The following is a 17,493-nucleotide window of genomic DNA, read 5'->3' as shown; positions in this document are numbered from 1 at the left end:
CACCGGTGCAGCCTCCGACGGCCTCTCGTCGAGCCTCGTCCACGGGCGGGCGGTCGGCGGTCGTCCGCCGGAGTCTATCCGCTGGTACCGGACGCCCGGCGTCCGGAGCCGTCCGCCGGCGCAGGTTCACCCGCTCGAGCCGCGCCGGCCGCGCGTCCCACGGCCGGCGTGCGGCCGGCCGGGGCCGGGAGCCGTGCGCCGCGTGTCATGCTGGCGCGCCCTCATCCAGCCCGCCCTCCAGGAGCCCGCACCGTGTGGCACGAGTCCGACGTCGTCCGCGAGGACCTCCAGCGCACCTGCACGTCGCCCGCGGTCCCGTGGCAGGCGCTGCACGGCACCACGGTCCTGGTGACCGGCGCCACCGGCCTGATCGGCACGGCGCTGGTGAAGTCGCTGCTGTGGTACGAGGCCACCCACGGGGCGGGCCTGCGGGTCGTCGCCCTGGTGCGCGACCTCGGGAAGGGCGAGCGCACGTTCGCGGCCCCGCTCGCCGCGGGATCGCCCCTGTCGTTGGTCCGCGGCGACGTCGAGACCTTCGGAGCGCTCGAGCGGCAGGTCGACCACGTCGTGCACGGGGCGAGCGTCACGGCGAGCCAGGACTTCGTCGCCCGCCCGGTCGAGACCATCCGCACCGCGCTGCAGGGGACGGAGCGGGTCCTGGAGCTCGCGCGCGAGCACCGCGTCCGGTCGCTCGTGTACCTGTCGAGCATGGAGGTCTACGGCGCGCCGGACGGCAGCCGGCGGGTCACGGAGTCCACGTTCGACAGCCTCGACCCCATGCAGGTCCGCAGCTCCTACCCGGAGAGCAAGCGCATGGCGGAGGCGCTGTGCGCGGCCTACGCCGCCGAGCACGCCGTGCCGGCCAAGGTGCTGCGGCTGACCCAGACCTTCGGCCCGGGCGTCTCGCTCGGCGACACCCGGGTGTTCGCCCAGCTCGCCCGCAGCGCGGTCGAGGGCCGGGACGTCGTGCTGCACACCACGGGCGAGACGCGGCGGAGCTACCTCTACACGGCGGACGCCGTCACGGCCATCCTGACGGTCCTGCTGACGGGCGAGAGCGGCCAGGCGTACAACGCCGCGAACGAGGAGACGTACTGCTCGATCCGGGAGATGGCCGACCTCGTCGCGGCGACCGTCGGTCCCCGTCCCGTCCAGGTCCGTGTCGAGGCGGGGGACGTCCGGACGCACGGCTACGCGCCGACGCTGAAGATGGACCTGGACACCTCCAAGCTGCGGGCCCTGGGATGGCGTCCCACCGTGGGCCTGGAGGAGATGTACCGCCGCATGACCGCCGGCCACGTCGCGGGGCACGTCGCCTGACGGCGCCGCGTCCCCCGGGTCCCGAGGACGGACGAGGACCGGTGCCGGGCGTGCCATGCTGGCGACCGTCGACCGCACCACGTCGTGGAGGGAGTGCGCCTGTGTGGCCCGAGCACCACGTCGTCGCCGAGGACCTCGAGCGGATCTGCGCCGCACCGGAGGTGCCCTGGCAGTCCCTGCACGGCCGCACCGTCCTCGTCACCGGAGCGACGGGGATGATCGGGTCCGCCCTGACCCGCGCCCTGCTCTGGTACTCCCTCACGCACGACGCCGGCATCCGCGTGCTCGCCGTGGTGCGTGACGTGGCACGGGCCGAGCAGGCCTTCGCCTCGCCGCTGGCCGCCGCGGCTCCGCTGACGTTCGTCGCCGGGGACGTCCGGTCCTTCCCGACGCCGCGCGAGCCGGTGGACCACGTGGTGCACGGGGCGAGCGTGACCTCCAGCCGCGACTTCGTCACCCGCCCCGTCGAGACGATCCGCACGGCCGTCGGTGGCACCGAGCGGGTCCTCGAGCTGGCGCGGGACAAGGGGACGACCTCCGTGGCGTACCTGTCGAGCATGGAGGTGTACGGGTCGCCGGACGGCAGCCGGCGGATCACGGAGTCGACCTTCGACACCCTCGACCCGATGCAGGTCCGCAGCTCGTACCCGGAGAGCAAGCGCATGGCCGAGGCCCTCTGCGCGGCCTACGCGACCGAGTACGGCGTGCCGGCGACGGTGGTCCGCCTCGCCCAGACGTTCGGGCCCGGCTTCGCGCTCGACGACGCGCGGGTGTTCGTCCAGTTCGCGCGCAGCGCGCTCGAGGGCCGGGACATCGTCCTGCACACCGCCGGGGAGAGCGAGCAGTGCTACCTCTACACGGCTGACGCGGTGACCGCCGTCCTCACGGTCCTGCTGGCGGGTGAGGTCGGTCAGGCCTACAACGCCGGGAACGAGACCACGTACTGCTCGGTCCGGGCGATGGCCGAGCTGGTCGCGAGCCGCCTCGGGCCCGTGCCGGTCGAGGTCCGCGTGGACGCCGGGGACGCCGGCACGCGCGGCTACGCCCCCACCCGGAAGCTCCCGCTGGACACGAGCAGGCTGCGAGCTCTCGGATGGAGCCCGGCCGTCGGCCTGGAGGACATGTACCGCCGGATGGTGGCGGCCGGGTAGGTCGCCGCCCCCGCGGTGGGTGCCTCCCGCCAGCGCCGGGGGCACCATCGCTGGTAGAACCAGGGGTCGTCACTGCGGCCCTGCGCCACGACCGAGGAGGTCGCGACATCACCGACGTCCCGAACGAAAGGGCACGCATGGCCCCGCTCCATCGCTCACGCAGACCCCGCCCACCGGGGTCCGTGCGCGCAGCCTTCGCCCGGTCGTCGGCCATGTCCCTGCTGGACCGCATCTCGGCGCGTCGGTCCCGGACCACCAGGCCGGCGTTCGTCGCCACGGCCGGCGGGCACCTGATGGAGATGCGCATGATGGCCGCGATGCTCGAGCCCGAGCGGCACCAGGACGCCATCTGGATCACCCACCCCGCCCCGCAGAGCTCCAGCATGCTGAGCGGCGAGACGACCTTCCTGGTCGAGCACATCTACCCCCGCGACTGGCGGTCCGTCCTCGTCCACGCCCCCGGGCTGCTGAAGATCCTGCGGGACAACGACGTCGACCGCGTCTACAGCACCGGCGCGGCCCTGGCCCTGGCGGTGCTCCCCGCCTCGCGGCTGGTCGGCGCCCGGCCGCGGTACATCGAGTCGCTGGCCCGGGTGGGCCGGCCGTCCATGACCGGTCAGGTCCTGCGGCTGGTCCCGTGGGTCCCCGTCTACACCCAGTACGCGCACAACGCCTCGCGTCGGTGGAAGTACGAGTTCAGCCTCCTGGACGCCTTCACCACGGTCGAGGCGAGCGGGACCCGGCCCACCCGCGTCTTCGTGACGCTGGGCACCCAGCAGGACTACTTCTTCCGTCGCCTGGTCGAGCGACTGCTGCAGGTGCTGCCGCCCGAGATCGAGGTGGTGTGGCAGACCGGCGCCGGGGACGTGCCCGGGCTCCCGATCAGCACCGTCGGCGTGATCTCGCACGAGGAATTTCGTGCGACGGTGCGCTGGGCGGACGTCGTCATCGCCCATGCGGGCGTCGGCACGCTGCTGACCTGCCTGGACGGGGGGAAGGTCCCCGTGGTCGTCCCGCGTCGCGCGGCGTTCGACGAGCACGTCGACGACCACCAGGTGCAGATCGCGTCGGTGGCCGCCGCGCAGGGCCTGGCGATCTCGTGCGAGGCCGACGAGCTCACGATGGAGCACCTCGACCGGGCGGCCGCGCGTCGCGCCGTCCGCGTGACGCCGGGCGCCGGGTCCGCCGGGTAGGGCGTGTCCGGGCGCGGCCGCGGCAGTCCCGGCGGGCCCGCCCCCCGCTGACGTGCCCGCCGGCGTCGCCCGGCGCGTCGCGCCTAGGTGGCGCTGGAGCGGACCGACTTGGTGCGTCGTCCCGAGGCGCGCAGCAGCTCGCGGGCGAGGAACTTCGCCCGGTCGCGACCCCTGAGGCGGGGACGGTGCCGGTGCAGGACCTCGAGTCGCTGGGGGAGCGGCAGCGAGGCCGTGCGCTCGAGCAGGGACGGGAGTGCCGCGTCGAACGGCGCGCGGACGATGTCGTGCCAGTAGTGGTAGACGACGTCGGACGACGCCGACACGTCGGTGCCGGTGTCCAGGAAGCAGCTCACCGCGAGCTGCTCGAGGGTGAAGAAGTCCCGGTGCGCGGGGTAGAGCTGGTCGGTCAGGTGCATGGCCTCGCGGACGAGGTGGCCGTCGTGGGGGTGGATGCCCACGACGCCGGAGTTCCACATCGGCATGTCCCGGGTCAGGGTGTGCACCCCGCCGTCGAGACGCGTGCACGTCATGCCGTCCAGCTGGGCGGCGACCGCCTGGTCCGGTTCGCGCCCCTCGTCCAGGTTCCCCTCGCGCAGGTGCATGACGGTCCGGCCGGGTGCGATCCGCTCGAAGAGCCGGGCCGCCGGCCTGCGGAACCACGTGTCGGAGTCGACGAGGGCCACCGGGACCTGCAGCGACGTCAGGGCGTCGTCGAGCACCGCGATCTTGCGCCGGTGCGCGTAGCCGTCAGGTCCCGCCCACCGGGTGAGCTCGGCGGGCGTGATGGTCCTGAGCTCGGCGGGGAGGTCCGCGTAGAGGTCGGGCCGGTCGGTGTACAGCACGAGGTCGATGTCCCGGTCGGCGCCGACGGCGCGGCGCGCCGACAGGACCGCGTACGTGGTCTCGGCGATGTTTTTCGGCTGTCCGCCGTAGGACAGGAAGATCAGGGCCTTGTCGCTCATGCGCTCCCCTCGGGTCGGCGGCTCGCGTGACTGCGTCCGGCCGTGCTGTCGTGCGGTCTGCGGACGGCGTGGCGCCCCGCGCCGGCCCTCCGGGTCGTCGGGCTCGGGTCCGTCGTCCTCCGTGCCCATCCAACCAGTCGCGGACGGGCGTCCGGCGCCGCCCTGACGGGGGCGGGCACCGGGGCGCCGCCACGACGACGTGCCGGTCGGTGCACCGGCGCGCTCAGCGCGCGGCGCCGGGTACGGCGGCGGACCCGGCGAACAGCGTCCGCGCGCCGCGGGCCCGCTGGTAGTCGTCCAGCCAGGTCAGGAGGTGGTCGGTGACCGGCGGCTCGGCGTGGTACCCGATCCTCGCGAAGGCGTCGAAGGTCCGCGGCGGTGCGGCGCGCCCGTCCCGGACCTCGGCCAGGAAGGCGCTCACGGCGGCCAGGTCCGGCAGGACCGGGCCGGGCAGCACCTCGAGGAGGTCGGGCACGTTGTAGCCGCGGGTGTCGGCGTACCGGTCGAAGTCGGGGAGGAAGAACCCCACCGGGCGGTCGAAGCCGAGGAAGTCCACCCAGACGCTGGACGCGTCGCTCATCAGCGCGTCGGCAGCAGCGAGCAGCTGGGCGAGCGTCACGCCCGCCTTCGCGAGGTCGCCGTTCGTCAGGACCGTCGCGCCGAGCGCGGAGTAGTCGTCGGTGTCCATCGGGTGCGGCTTGACGAGCAGGCGCACCCCGGCGGGCACGGTGATCGCCGCGTCCACCGTGCTGCTGAGCGGCTCGCCGTCGGTGAAGGAGAAGTGCCGCCCGTCGTGGCCCTGCCGGAAGGTGGGCATCCACAGCACGATGCGCTCGCCGCCGTCGCCGAGTCCCAGCAGCCGCCGGGTCTCGGACACCTCACGCAGCCGGGCGGAGTCGACGCGGGGGTTGCCGACCACGGCGACATCCGTGGTGCGCAGCCCGAAGATCCGGGCCTTCTCCGCGGCCCACAGGTGGGTCGCGGCCACGGCCACGGTGGAGGCGCAGCGGGGCAGCGTGATCGTGGCCTTGGGGCCGTCACCGTGCCAGAGGTTCACGACGAGGCGCGACCGCGGCGGCCGGACCGCCGTCTTCATGCCGTGCGTGAAGAACACCGCCTCAGCCTGACCGACGGCGCGGATCGCCGGCAGCGTGTTGACCTGGGCGAACGCGACCTTCCCGGCGGGCACGTCCAGGTGCCGCATCTCCTCGCTCGGCTCCGGTCCGTTGTGCAGCCACAGGACGGTCCCCGGGTACCGGCGGACCAGCCCGCGCACGACCTCGACGGCGTTCCCCTCGGAGTCCGGGAAGCCGTGGACGAGGGCGACCGGCTTGGCCGGCAGCACGCGCATGGCCAGCCACGTCGCCCCAGCGACCGCCTCCTCGCGCAGCCAGTACCACCGCAGGCGTCCGAGCAGGCGGCGTCGCAGATCAGACAGCACAGGGCGATCCCTTCATCGATGTGCCGCACCACGGACGGCGTACTGCTGGCATGTGCTCCGGTGCCGATCGCGCGCGGCGGAGGCCTGCAGCGCAGTCGGGCGAGGGACGACGTGCTGCCGCCGTGGCAGGACGGTGGCTCGCGGACGCGTCGTCCTGGTGAGTGTACGGGCCGGTCACCGCCGGGACGGCGGCGGAAGGGGGGTCCGGCCGCAGGTTCACCCGGTGCCCGTTCGGGGCACCCTCCCGCGGCCGGGACGGCGAGGGCCGCACCCGGTGGCCGTGCCCGTCCCGCCTCACCGGTCGCGGCGCGGTCGGTCTACGCGGCGGCCGGGGCGCCGGGGTCCGTGCCGCCGATGACGGCGGCCAGGTGACCCGAGGCGGCGAGGATCTGGTACTGCAGGTAGTCCAGGTCCGTGGTGATCTTCACGTTGCCGCGGAAGCCCGGCACCAGGTGCATCGTCTCGCCGTAGTGGGTCAGCAGCTGGGCCTGGTCGACGAAGTCCCCGAGCAGCCCGTCCTCCTCGGAGCGGACGTTCAGCCGGAACGCCCGGCCCAGGGTGACCGTCTGCGGCGCCTGCAGGATGTGCATCTCGTCGCGCCGGGTGACCGACTCGATCGTGTGCGCCCCGTCGGTGGAGCGGGCTATGGTCTCGAAGCACGGGATGGCCGTGATCGCGTTGCCCCGGCTGCGTGCCAGGGCGATGTTGTCGGTGATCAGCGCCTGGTTGATCAGCGGACGCACGCCGTCGTGCACGAGCGCCACGGCGTCCTCGGGTGTGCCGTCCTCGAGCGCGCAGCGCATGCCGTTGAGGATCGACCCCTGCGCGCTCGCGCCGCCCGGGACGACCCGGCGCACCTTGTCCAGGCCGAACCGCCGGACGAGCTCCCAGGTGTCCTCGACGTGGGACGCCAGCGTGGCGATGTAGATGGCCCTGACCTCCGGGTGCTTCTGGAAGTGCTCCAGCGTGTGCACCAGGATCGGCTTGCCCTCGACCGGCAGGAACTGCTTGGGCTGCGCCGCGTTGGTCATCCGCGAGCCGATGCCGCCTGCGAACACGATCGCGATGGCGTCTGCGGTGCCCATCGGTACCTCTCTGGGGGACGTGCGCCCGACGAGACCGTCGCGGCGCGAAGAGCGGGACAGGTTGCAGCAGCAGCCGTCCGGTCTGCGACGAACCTAGCGGGGCGACCGGGCCCGCGACGTCCCGGGCCAGGGTGAATTCGTGCCCGACGTCAACCCCTGTCGGGTGAACACCGCCTGTCCGCAGGATGCCGGACCAGGGTCCCACACCGAGGACGCGGAGCGCCGCGCCAGCCCGGCAGCCGGTCGCGCGCGCACGTCGGCAGCGCAGGCTCAGGTCGCCCGTGCCGTCGTCCGCACGCGCCCCAGGACCACCTCGGCGACCCGGTCGGACCGCTGCTCGGGCAGCCAGTGCCCGGTGTCGAGGGCGACGATGCGCAACGGGCCGCGCACGTACCGCCCGGTCGCGCGGACCGCGGTCGGGGAGAAGAACCGGTCCCGGCGCCCGTACACGAAGCCGGCCGGCACGTGGACGATCCCGGCGGTGAGGTCCCGGCCGAACGGGATGGCGCGGTACCAGTTCAGCGCGGCCGTCATGGCGCCCGGACCGAGCAGGCGGCGGACGTAGTGCTCGACGCGGTCCTCGTCCAGCCCCGTGGACAGCAGCGCCTGCCGGAGCCGGGCGCCACCGTTCGCGGTGAGCAGGCGCTCGGGCAGCCACGGCAGCTGGAAGCCGGCCATGTAGGCGGAGCGCAGCGGCTGGCTGCTGCGCGGGATGCTGCGCGTCATGGCGGCCGGGTGGGGTGTGGACACGGCGGTCACCGACAGGGTCCGGTCCGCGCGCCGGCTGGCGAACGTCCAGGCGACCGCACCGCCCCAGTCGTGCCCGACGACGTGGGCGCGCTGCACACCGGCCGCGTCGAGGAGCGCGACGACGTCGTCGACGACCTCCCGCAGCGTGTAGGCGGCCCGGCCCTGCGGGCGCGCCCGGGGGGAGTACCCGCGCTGGTCCGGCACGAGGACCCGCAGCCCCTGGGCGGCGAGCAGCCGGGCGACGTCGTCGAACGCGGACCCGTCCTGCGGGAAGCCGTGCAGGCAGACGACGGCCGGGCCGTCGACCGGTCCGTGGTCCCGGACGTCGAACGTCAGCCCGTCGCGCGTGAAGGTGTCCACGCGGACATCCTGGGACGTCACCCGCCGGACAGCACGTCCGCGAGGTGGAACCGCACCGGGACCTCGAGCTGGGCGTAGGTGCAGCTCGCCGGGTCGCGATCCGGGCGCCACCGGACGAACTGGGTGGTGTGCCGGAACCGCACCCCCTCCATGTGGTCGTAGCGCACCTCGGCCACCCGCTCGGGCCGCAGCGGCGTGAAGCTCAGGTCCTTGCTGCGGTTCCAGCGGCTGGTCTCGGCCTCGCGCGGGGTGCGCGTGCCGGACGCCTGTGCCTGCGCCGTCCACGGGTGGTCGCCGGCGTCGGTGACCAGGGGCTGCAGCTCGGCGAACAGCTCCTTGCGTCGGGCCATCGGGAAGGAGCTGGTCACGCCCACCGACACCAGCGTCCCCGCCTGGTCGTGCAACCCCAGCAGGAGGGAGCCGATCGCGTCGTCGGCCGACTTGTGCACGCGGTAGCCCGCCACCACGCAGTCGGCCGTGCGCTCGTGCTTGATCTTCGCCATGACGCGCTTGTCGGGCTGGTAGGCGAGCGCGGGGTCCTTGGCGACGACGCCGTCCAGCCCGGCACCCTCGAAGACCTCGAACCACTGCTGCGCGACCGCCAGGTCGTCGGTGACCGGCGTGAGGTACACACCGGGGCCGCCGCCTCGCACCGCCTGCTCGAGGAGTGCGCGACGCTCCCCGTAGGGGCGTCCCGTGAGGTCCTCGTCGTCCAGGGCCAGGAGGTCGAACACCACCAGGACGGCGGGGGTGTCGCGGGCCAGCATCCGCACGCGGGAGTCCGCAGGGTGGATCCGCTGCAGGAGGGCCTCGAAGTCCAGACCGGTCGAGTCGGTGCCGGCGACGATGATCTCGCCGTCGACGACGCAGCGCTCGGGCAGCTCGGCCCGGACCGCGTCCACGACCTCGGGGAAGTACCGGGTGATCGGCTTGGTGTTGCGGCTGCCGATCTCGACCTCGGCTCCGTCACGGAACACGATCGCCCGGAAGCCGTCCCACTTGGGCTCGTAGCGCTGCCCGGCCGGGATCTGCGGGACCGACTTGGCCAGCATGGGCAGGACGGGTGGCATGACGGGCAGGCGCATGGGAGCCAGTGTGGTGCGGGCCCTCGGGCACGCACCACCGACCCGCCGCCCGGGAGCGTGGCGTCCGTCGCCTCAGCCGCCCGCGCCGGGCCTCGCCGGGTGGGACGTCGTCACCCGAGGGCTGCGTCGTAGAGGTCCTCCAGCAGCGCGGTCTGCGTCGTCAGGTCGAAGTCCTGCTCCAGGCGACGGCGAGCCCCGGTGCCGAGCCGTCGCGAGAGCGTCTCGTCGTCGAGGACGGCGGCGAGGTTCGCGGCCAGGGCGCTGACGCAGCTCTCCGGGCTGAGCAGACCTGTCATCCCGTCGGTGACGAACTCGGGGATGCCGGCGTGCCGGGTCGCGACGATCGGCCGCTCCTGCGCCGCCGCCTCCAGCAGGGTCATCGGCAGGCCCTCGGTGTCGCCGTCGGGGGCGGTCTTCGACGGCACGCAGATCACCCGGGCCGAGCGCATGTACCCCGGGACCTCGTCGGCCGAGGCGGCACCGACGAAGCGCGCGTCGACGCCCAGCTCGTCCGCCGTCCTCCGCAGCCGCTCCTCCAGCGGGCCGAAGCCGACCACGGTGACCGGGGTGCCGCGCAGGTGCGACGGGAGGGCGGCCACCGCACGGAGGAGGTCCTCGACCCCCTTCTTCTCGACCAGCCGACCGAGGAACAGGACGCCCGCGTCCGGCGCGGTGGAGGCGACGGGCGGCGACACCGTCGCGCCGATGTGGTGCACGACGACCTTCTCGGGCGGCGCACCCAGGGCGACGAGGCGGTCGGCGATGTGGCCGGAGACGGCGATCAGCGTGGTGCTGTAGGCGAACACGTCCTGGAGGCGCTGCCGGTACAGCCGCGTCCACGACGAGTCCCCGGTCGCGTACGCGGTGACGTCGACGCCGTGGAAGGTGGCGACCAGGGGGACGCCTGCCGCCCGGGCGATCGGCTGCACCTCGATCGCCCCGAAGCCGAAGTGCGCGTGGACGAGGTCGACGCCGCGACGCCGCAGCTGCCGGGCATACCGACGCGTGACCGCTCCGGTTCGCGTCACCCGGCGGGCGCGGGTGTTGTACAGCCGTTCGGGCAGCAGCACGATGTCGGGCCGGTCGATCCCGTCGTGGACCCGCGTCCACCCGACCCGGACCGGGGTCCAGCGGGACAGCGCAGCCGTCTGGTTCTTGATGAACGTCTCGGACCGGGGGAGCCACTCGTTCTTCCAGACGGCGACCGTCCGTGCCGGGACCGTCATGCCGACCTCCGCTCTGCTGTGCTCGGACCGGTCGGCCGATCTCCGTCGGCGAGACGCGCCGCGGGGCGAGCGTAGGTCACCACCCCGGGGCCCACGGTCGCACCGGCGTCAGGTCGCGTTGCACGACGCCGCGAGGGTCATGATCAGGCCGACGTCCGGCCGCCACGGCTCCAGGTTCCACGTGTCCTTGTCCGGGGCGCCGATCACGTGACAGCTCAGCTGGTCCCGCATGGTGGGGGAGTCCGCCTCGGGGACCGCCCGGACGAGCTCGGCCCACACGCCGACCTCACCGGCCATCCCGGCGGTCCGCGCCCACGGCGACGGCTCGACGGCCAGCGAGCGGCCGCCCTCCCGCTCCCCCCAGTCGGTGTCCAGCACGGCGTGCGCGGCGACGCGGACCGTGATCGTCCCGGTCCCCTGCAGGTGCACCGCGCCGCCCTCCTCGGCCGTGACCCGCGCCGGTGCGGCCCCGGGACCGAGCAGCGGGCGGCCGGCGCCCCCGAGGAACGCGCCGTCCGCTGCCAGCACCACGACCGACCCGTCGTCCTGCGGCTCGAGCGTGGCGCCCGCCGGGCCGGCGAGCACGACGTCGACGACGCCTGCGGCGTCCCCCGCGTCGAGAATCAGCACGGCCTCGGACCCGTCCGCCTCGACGCGGACCGCCGGTGCGGACCCGGCCGCCAGCACGTGCAGCACCGTCGCGCCCTCGACGTCGACCGGGGTGCCGGACGAGCGGACCGCGTCGGCGGTGGGGACCGTGGGCGCTGCCGGCGCCGGCTCGGGAGCGGCCGGCGAGGCGGCCGGCGGTGCGGGGGGCGCGGGCGGCGACACCACGCCCTCGAGCGCGCCGCAGCCGGTGAGGGCGACGGCGAGGGCGAGGGTCACGGGCAGGCCGGAGGTCGCCCGTGCCGCCCGCCCGACACGGGCGCGCGTCGTGGGGCCCGGCGTCCGGATGCGGTGCGGCGCGTCGGCACGGGTGCGGGTCACGGTGGTCCTCGGGGGTGCGTGCGTCGGACGACGTCGCCGGCGGGCCCACGTGCGGGCGTGCGCGGACGACCTGCTCATCCTGCCGGACGGCGGTGCCCGTCGACCCCGTCGAGCGAGGTCACCCACCCGGACATTCACCCGATCCACACCCCGCGCTCGCAGGCACGACGGGCGTGCCCCGCGGTGCCGACCGGTGGGCTGACCCGTTCAGGTGATGCGCGCTGACCTGCAGCGCCCGGGCCTACACCGGCACGCCGGAGCGTCGATCAGCCGTGGGACCGGGCGTCACGCCGGTCGCCGCCCCCGGAGGAGATCCACGATGACCTGCAGCACGAACACCCGCGTCGGCCGCGGTCGCCCGCCAGCCGCGGCGTCGTGGTCGCGGTCCGTCACGACGTCGTCGCGCAGGATGGTCGCGACCGGTGCCGCCATCCTCCTGGTCTCCCTGACCGCGTTCGCACGCGTGACGATGCCCGCCGCCGGAGCGGTCACCGCGCCGGAGCCCGCTGCCGCTGCCGCCGCCGACACCGCTGCCGTCGTCACGTCGACCTCCGACCCGGCGACGACGCCGTTGTCCTGGGCGCCACCCGCGCTGACCAACCCGGAGACGATCACGGTCACCCAGTCCAAGCGGGCGCTGAAGATGGACCCGGCCAAGGACTACATCGTCAAGATGCCGGCCGAGCCGCTGAAGGGCATCCGTGGGCTCATCCTGACCGGCGGGCGCAACGTCGTGCTCATCGGTGGTGAGATCCAGATCCCGATCGAGGGCTTCACCGCGCCGTACGACGCGGGTCGCGGCCTGTACCTGCAGGGCCAGACCGGCACCGTGCACGTCGAGGGCATGCGGATCACCGGTCCGGGTCTGCAGGAGGGCATCCAGCTCGACCAGCGGTTCGGCGCCGTGGTCCAGCTCGCGAACATGCGGGTGGACACCGTGCAGGGGACGCAGTCCGGCTGGCACGCCGACGTGATCCAGACGTGGGCCGGTCCCCGCCAGCTGCTGGTGGACGGACTGACGGGTCACACGACGTACCAGGGCTTCATGCTGCTCCCCAACCAGCACTTCAACGGCGCCAAGCCGGAGGTGTTCGACTTCCGCCGGGTGGACCTCCACGGGACGCCGGACAGCGCCTACATGATCTGGCGGGACAGCTCGACGTGGCCGATGAAGGTCCAGGACGTGTGGGCCGCCCCCAAGAACCCGTCGTGGCGGGACGGGTTCCTCTGGCCCAAGGGCAAGCTCCCCGGCTCGGAGGTGTGGCCGTTCGTGAAGGTCGGCACGCCGCCCACCGGCGAGTACGTCCCGGTCGGCACGGCGGGGACCTCCTACCGGTCGCCGGGATACGTCACGGACCTCCCGACCGAGCCGGTCGGCCCGGAGACGTCGCCAGCGCCGACGCCGGTCCCGACGCCGGTCCCTGTCCCGACGCCCACGCCGGTCCCCGCGCCGACTCCGACGCCCACGCCGGTGCCGACGCCCACGCCCACCCCGGTCCCGACGCCGGTTCCCACGCCCACGCCGGTCCCGACACCGACGCCCACGCCGGTTCCCACACCGACGCCCACGCCCACCCCGGTCCCGACACCGACGCCCACGCCGGTCCCGACACCCACCCCCGTCCCGACCCCGACACCGACGCCGGTCCCGACACCCACCCCCGCCCCGACCCCGGCACCGACGCCCGTCCCGGCGCCCTCGCCGACCCCGGCGCCGGCCCCCGCGCCCGTGCCGACACCGCCCCTCGCCGAGGAGCCGGACCCGTACGTCGGGCTCGCCGTCTGCTACGCGCTCGGGGGCGGCAGCGCCTACGTGCCGGTCGACGCGCTCGGGTTCGCCCTCTGGGTCCCGGAGCTGGGGGAGCTCACGGCGTCGCGTCTCGAGGACCGCAGCGGCGTCAGCGCCGGGTCCCCGGTGACGACGCTCGTCGCAGGTCGTGACGGCGTCCCCGCCGGGGCGACCGCGGTGCTGGTCGAGGTGTCCGTCACGGGGGCGTCGGCAGCGGGCGCCGTCCGGCTGTTCGGCGCCGACGCCACGGCTCCGGGTTCGGTCAGCGTCCCGGTCGGGGACACCGTGAGCACCGTGCTGGTGCCGCTCTCCGACGACGGTCGGCTGGGCTACGTCGCCGACCTCGCGGCGGACGAGGCCGTCCGCGTGATGATCGACGTCGTCGGCTACACGACCGCAGGCTGACGTCGCCGGACGGTCGCGGGCGACGGACGCCCGGCGGGATCGCCGCTGCGCGCGGGTAGCCTGGCACCGTCCCCGTGAGCCACCGGTAGGGAACCCCATGACCTCGGCGCCTGACCTCGCGCACCTCGACACCGTCGACACCGTCGGCAGAGCCGCAGCCACCCCCGAGGTGTCCCTGCCGTTCGCCGAGCTCGGCCTCAAGCCGGACGAGTACGGGCGGATCGTCGACATCCTGGGCCGTCGGCCCACCGCGAGCGAGCTCGCCATGTACTCGGTGATGTGGTCCGAGCACTGCTCGTACAAGTCGTCGAAGAACCACCTGCGCCAGTTCGGCGACAAGACGACCGAGGCGATGAAGGAGCACCTGCTCGTCGGGATCGGCGAGAACGCCGGCGTCGTGGACATCGGCGACGGCTGGGCGGTCACGTTCAAGGTCGAGTCGCACAACCACCCCAGCTTCGTCGAGCCCTACCAGGGCGCCGCGACCGGCGTCGGGGGCATCGTCCGGGACATCATCTCGATGGGTGCGCGTCCGGTCGCCGTCATGGACCAGCTGCGGTTCGGTGCGATCGACCACCCCGACACCGCCCGGGTGGTGCACGGCGTCGTCGCCGGCGTCGGCGGCTACGGCAACTCCCTGGGGCTGCCGAACATCGGTGGCGAGGTCGTCTTCGACCCGTCCTACCAGGGGAACCCGCTGGTCAACGCGCTGTGCCTGGGCGTCCTGCGGCACGAGGACATCCACCTGGCCAACGCGTCCGGCGTCGGCAACAAGGTCGTCCTGTTCGGGGCCCGCACCGGCGGCGACGGCATCGGCGGTGCGTCCATCCTCGCCTCGGAGACGTTCGACGAGACGAAGCCGAGCAAGCGCCCGAGCGTGCAGGTCGGCGACCCGTTCATGGAGAAGGTGCTCATCGAGTGCTGCCTGGAGCTGTACGCGGCGCGGGTCGTCGAGGGCATCCAGGACCTGGGCGCGGCCGGGATCTCGTGCGCGACGTCGGAGCTGGCCTCCAACGGCGACGGGGGCATGTACGTCGAGCTCGACAAGGTGCTGCTGCGCGACCCCACCCTGACGCCCGGCGAGATCCTCATGTCCGAGTCGCAGGAGCGCATGATGGCCGTCGTCCGACCCGACAAGCTCGAGGAGTTCCTCGCGATCACCTCCCGCTGGGACGTGGAGACGTCCGTCATCGGCGAGGTCACCGGCACCGGCCGCCTCGTCATCGACCATCACGGCCAGCGCATCGTCGACGTCGACCCGCGCACGGTCGCCCACGAGGGTCCGGTCTACGACCGCCCGTACGCGCGCCCGGCCTGGCAGGACGGGCTGCAGGCCGACAGCGTCAGCACCGACGAGGGCGTGACCCGCTACCGCCGTCCCGGCACGGCCGAGGAGCTGCGGGCGACCCTCCTGCGCCTGCTCGCCTCGCCGAACCTCGCCTCCAAGGCGTGGGTCACCGACCAGTACGACCGCTTCGTGCAGGGCAACACCAAGATGGCCATGCCCGACGACGGCGGGATCGTCCGCGTCGACGAGGCGTCCGGCCTGGGCGTGGCGCTGTCCACGGACGCCAACGGCCGGTACACCAAGCTCGACCCGTACACCGGGGCGCAGCTCGCGCTGGCCGAGGCGTACCGCAACGTCGCGATGACCGGCGCGCGGCCGCTGGCCGTCACGGACTGCCTGAACTTCGGCTCGCCGGAGGACCCCGACTCGATGTGGCAGCTCGTGGAGGCCATCCGCGGCCTGGCCGACGCCTGCCAGACCCTCGGCGTCCCGGTGACCGGCGGCAACGTCTCGCTCTACAACGGCACCGGCGAGCCGGGCCAGATCGACTCCTCCATCCACCCCACCCCCGTGGTGGGCGTGCTGGGCGTGCTGGACGACGTCTCCCGCGCCGTGGGCTCCGGCTGGACGACGCCCGGGCAGGGGGTCTTCCTGCTCGGCACCACGCGCGGCGAGCTGGACGGGTCCGCCTGGGCCGACGTCGAGCACGCGCACCTCGGTGGCCTGCCGCCGGCGGTCGACCTGGACGCCGAGCGCACCCTCGCCGAGGTCATGGCGGTGGCCGCACGGGACAGCCTGGTCGACGCCGCGCACGACCTTTCCGAGGGCGGCCTGGCGCAGGCGCTCGTGGAGTCCTCGCTGCGGTACGGGATGGGCGTGCAGGTGTCCCTGGACGGGGTGTGCGAGCGCGACGGCGTCACGCCGTTCGAGGCGCTGTTCGCCGAGTCGACCGCCCGCGCGGTCGTCGCCGTGCCTCGCTCGGAGGAGACCCGCTTCGCCGACCTGTGCGCCGCGCGTGGCGTGCCGGCGCTCCGGCTCGGCGTCACGGCCGACGTCGCGGCGCCCGGCGAGCCGGCCGCGGTGCGGGTCGACGGGCTGTTCACGGTGCCGCTCGACGAGGCCCGTGAGGCGTACGAGACGACGCTGCCGCGACAGTTCGGCTGATCGGCGCAGGTCCGGCCGGTCGCGGAAAATCCCTGGCCGCGGCGCCCGCGCGCTCCTAGCGTCCTGGGGCATGCCCAGCACCACCATGCGTGTCGCGCGCGTCGACCGGCACGCCGTCCACGTCCTGCCGCTCGACGCCCGGTGGTCCGGCATGGCGCCCGACGGGGTGCCCGACGCGGGGCCCGACGGGGTGCCCGGCGTGACGTCCGGGGCGCCCGGCGCGCACGCCGGTGACGAGCTGCTGCGCGTCGACCTCGACCGCGACGGGCTCGTCCCGGCGCCGGACGGCGGACGCGTCCCACCGACCGTCGGCGACGTCGTCGTGGTGGGGGAGCGCCTCGACGGGGCGCCGCACGTCACGGGCCTCGAGCCCCGCCGCACGGCCGTCGTCCGCGACTCCGCAGGGGGGTCGTCGCGGACGCAGGTGCTCGCCGCGAACGTCGACCTGGTCCTGGTCGCCGAGCACCTGGACCCGGACCCGGACCTGGGCCGGGTGGAGCGGCTGCTCACGATCGCCTGGACGTCCGGCGCGCGCCCGGTGGTCGTGCTGACCAAGGCGGACCTGGTGCCTGACCCGGACGGCATGGCCGCGGAGGTCGCGCTCGCCGCCCCCGGCAGCGACGTCCACCCGGTGAGCGCGACGACGGGGACGGGGCTGGACCCGCTGCGTGCGCTGCTCACGCCCGGGACCACGCTGGTCGTCCTGGGGCCGTCGGGTGCCGGCAAGTCGACCCTGGTCAACGCGCTCGCGGGTGCGGACGTCGTCGCGACCGGCGAGCGCCGCGCCGACGGCCGCGGCCGCCACACCACGACCCGGCGGGAGCTCGTCCGGCTGCCCGGCGGGGCGCTGCTCATCGACACCCCGGGGCTGCGCGCGGTCGGGGTCGTGGCCGACGACGCCGCGCTGGAGGCGACCTTCGCGGACGTCGCCGCGCTGGCCGCGCGCTGCCGGTTCGCCGACTGCGCGCACCGCACCGAGCCGGGCTGCGCGGTGCGCGCCGCGCTGGAGACCGGGGAGCTGCCCGAGCGGCGCTACCGGAGCTGGCTGCGGCTCGCGCGGGAGGCCGCCTGGCAGGAGCGCCGCTCGAACGCGCGGCTGGCGGCGCTGGAGAAGGCGCGCTGGAAGCAGCGGACCGTCGAGTACCACGCCTCGACGCGCGGACGGTAGCGGGCAGCCGGCGCCGCACTCGCCGCAGGGTCGCCCCGACGGGCGAGCCGACCGGGCCGCGAGCAGCACCCCTCGGCGCTAGGGTGCGGTCACGGTCCGAGCACTCGCGCGCGCTGTGC

Annotated in this window: 13 protein-coding genes; 6 read left to right on the top strand and 7 right to left on the bottom strand. The window is 74.4% G+C overall.

The window, feature by feature from the left end; translation table 11 throughout:
• The first annotated feature begins 252 nt into the window (after window positions 1-252).
• The 3 genes from CAE01nite_RS13945 to CAE01nite_RS13935 all read left to right on the top strand — a co-directional run bounded on the left by CAE01nite_RS13945 (window position 253) and on the right by CAE01nite_RS13935 (window position 3,664).
• Window positions 253-1,320 (top strand): NAD-dependent epimerase/dehydratase family protein, encoded by a 1,068-nt coding sequence (locus CAE01nite_RS13945; protein WP_222595935.1) that lies wholly within the window; start codon window positions 253-255, stop codon window positions 1,318-1,320.
• Between the two features lie 101 nt (window positions 1,321-1,421).
• Entirely contained in the window at window positions 1,422-2,471 is a 1,050-nt protein-coding gene (locus CAE01nite_RS13940; RefSeq protein WP_222595934.1) for an NAD-dependent epimerase/dehydratase family protein, read from the top strand.
• A 212-nt stretch (window positions 2,472-2,683) separates the two neighbouring features.
• Complete coding sequence (locus CAE01nite_RS13935) at window positions 2,684-3,664, top strand: glycosyltransferase (RefSeq protein WP_146905769.1); 981 nt, start codon at window positions 2,684-2,686, stop codon at window positions 3,662-3,664.
• An 83-nt stretch (window positions 3,665-3,747) separates the two neighbouring features.
• Here the strand turns inward: CAE01nite_RS13935 and CAE01nite_RS13930 are convergent, their stop codons facing one another.
• The 7 genes from CAE01nite_RS13930 to CAE01nite_RS18635 form a co-directional block, all read right to left on the bottom strand.
• Window positions 3,748-4,626, bottom strand: a complete 879-nt coding sequence (locus tag CAE01nite_RS13930; RefSeq protein ID WP_146905766.1) for a hypothetical protein — start codon at window positions 4,624-4,626, stop codon at window positions 3,748-3,750.
• 223 nt (window positions 4,627-4,849) lie between these two features.
• Window positions 4,850-6,067, bottom strand: a complete 1,218-nt coding sequence (locus CAE01nite_RS13925; RefSeq protein ID WP_146905763.1) for a CDP-glycerol glycerophosphotransferase family protein — start codon at window positions 6,065-6,067, stop codon at window positions 4,850-4,852.
• 317 nt (window positions 6,068-6,384) lie between these two features.
• The gene (locus CAE01nite_RS13920) at window positions 6,385-7,152 is read right to left on the bottom strand and encodes an IspD/TarI family cytidylyltransferase (RefSeq protein ID WP_146905760.1); all 768 of its coding nucleotides are present in this window, start codon (window positions 7,150-7,152) and stop codon (window positions 6,385-6,387) included.
• A gap of 270 nt (window positions 7,153-7,422) precedes the next feature.
• The gene (locus CAE01nite_RS13915; protein WP_146905757.1) at window positions 7,423-8,262 is read right to left on the bottom strand and encodes an alpha/beta fold hydrolase; all 840 of its coding nucleotides are present in this window, start codon (window positions 8,260-8,262) and stop codon (window positions 7,423-7,425) included.
• A 17-nt stretch (window positions 8,263-8,279) separates the two neighbouring features.
• A complete protein-coding gene (locus CAE01nite_RS13910) occupies window positions 8,280-9,347 on the bottom strand; it encodes an ATP-dependent DNA ligase (protein WP_146905754.1) in 1,068 nt (355 codons plus the stop codon).
• 110 nt (window positions 9,348-9,457) lie between these two features.
• Complete coding sequence (locus CAE01nite_RS13905; protein WP_146905751.1) at window positions 9,458-10,573, bottom strand: glycosyltransferase; 1,116 nt, start codon at window positions 10,571-10,573, stop codon at window positions 9,458-9,460.
• A gap of 108 nt (window positions 10,574-10,681) precedes the next feature.
• Complete coding sequence (locus tag CAE01nite_RS18635) at window positions 10,682-11,560, bottom strand: DUF2599 domain-containing protein (protein ID WP_246131220.1); 879 nt, start codon at window positions 11,558-11,560, stop codon at window positions 10,682-10,684.
• A gap of 319 nt (window positions 11,561-11,879) precedes the next feature.
• On the opposite strand from CAE01nite_RS18635, the gene CAE01nite_RS18225 reads away from it, so the two are divergent.
• The 3 genes from CAE01nite_RS18225 to rsgA all read left to right on the top strand — a co-directional run bounded on the left by CAE01nite_RS18225 (window position 11,880) and on the right by rsgA (window position 17,374).
• On the top strand, window positions 11,880-13,754 hold the full coding sequence (locus CAE01nite_RS18225) for a hypothetical protein (protein WP_186816589.1): 1,875 nt from the start codon (window positions 11,880-11,882) through the stop codon (window positions 13,752-13,754).
• Between the two features lie 97 nt (window positions 13,755-13,851).
• Complete coding sequence (gene purL, locus CAE01nite_RS13890; RefSeq protein ID WP_146905749.1) at window positions 13,852-16,206, top strand: phosphoribosylformylglycinamidine synthase subunit PurL; 2,355 nt, start codon at window positions 13,852-13,854, stop codon at window positions 16,204-16,206.
• A 70-nt stretch (window positions 16,207-16,276) separates the two neighbouring features.
• Window positions 16,277-17,374 (top strand): ribosome small subunit-dependent GTPase A, encoded by a 1,098-nt coding sequence (gene rsgA / locus CAE01nite_RS13885; protein WP_246131219.1) that lies wholly within the window; start codon window positions 16,277-16,279, stop codon window positions 17,372-17,374.
• Window positions 17,375-17,493: the final 119 nt, after the last annotated feature.

Source organism: Cellulomonas aerilata, assembly GCF_007991755.1.
Lineage (GTDB): Bacteria > Actinomycetota > Actinomycetes > Actinomycetales > Cellulomonadaceae > Pengzhenrongella > Pengzhenrongella aerilata.
Note: the sequence above shows the minus strand (reverse complement) of the source record. Positions and strands in the feature narration are given on the sequence as shown.

Coding starts and splice junctions, on each gene's coding strand:
- CAE01nite_RS13935 (WP_146905769.1), top strand. CDS start 2,684: ATGTCCCTGCTGGACCGCATCTCGGCGCGTCGGTCCCGGACCACCAGG.
- CAE01nite_RS13930 (WP_146905766.1), bottom strand. CDS start 4,626: ATGAGCGACAAGGCCCTGATCTTCCTGTCCTACGGCGGACAGCCGAAA.
- CAE01nite_RS13920 (WP_146905760.1), bottom strand. CDS start 7,152: ATGGGCACCGCAGACGCCATCGCGATCGTGTTCGCAGGCGGCATCGGC.
- CAE01nite_RS13910 (WP_146905754.1), bottom strand. CDS start 9,347: ATGCGCCTGCCCGTCATGCCACCCGTCCTGCCCATGCTGGCCAAGTCG.
- CAE01nite_RS13905 (WP_146905751.1), bottom strand. CDS start 10,573: ATGACGGTCCCGGCACGGACGGTCGCCGTCTGGAAGAACGAGTGGCTC.
- CAE01nite_RS18225 (WP_186816589.1), top strand. CDS start 11,880: ATGACCTGCAGCACGAACACCCGCGTCGGCCGCGGTCGCCCGCCAGCC.
- purL (WP_146905749.1), top strand. CDS start 13,852: ATGACCTCGGCGCCTGACCTCGCGCACCTCGACACCGTCGACACCGTC.
- rsgA (WP_246131219.1), top strand. CDS start 16,277: ATGCCCAGCACCACCATGCGTGTCGCGCGCGTCGACCGGCACGCCGTC.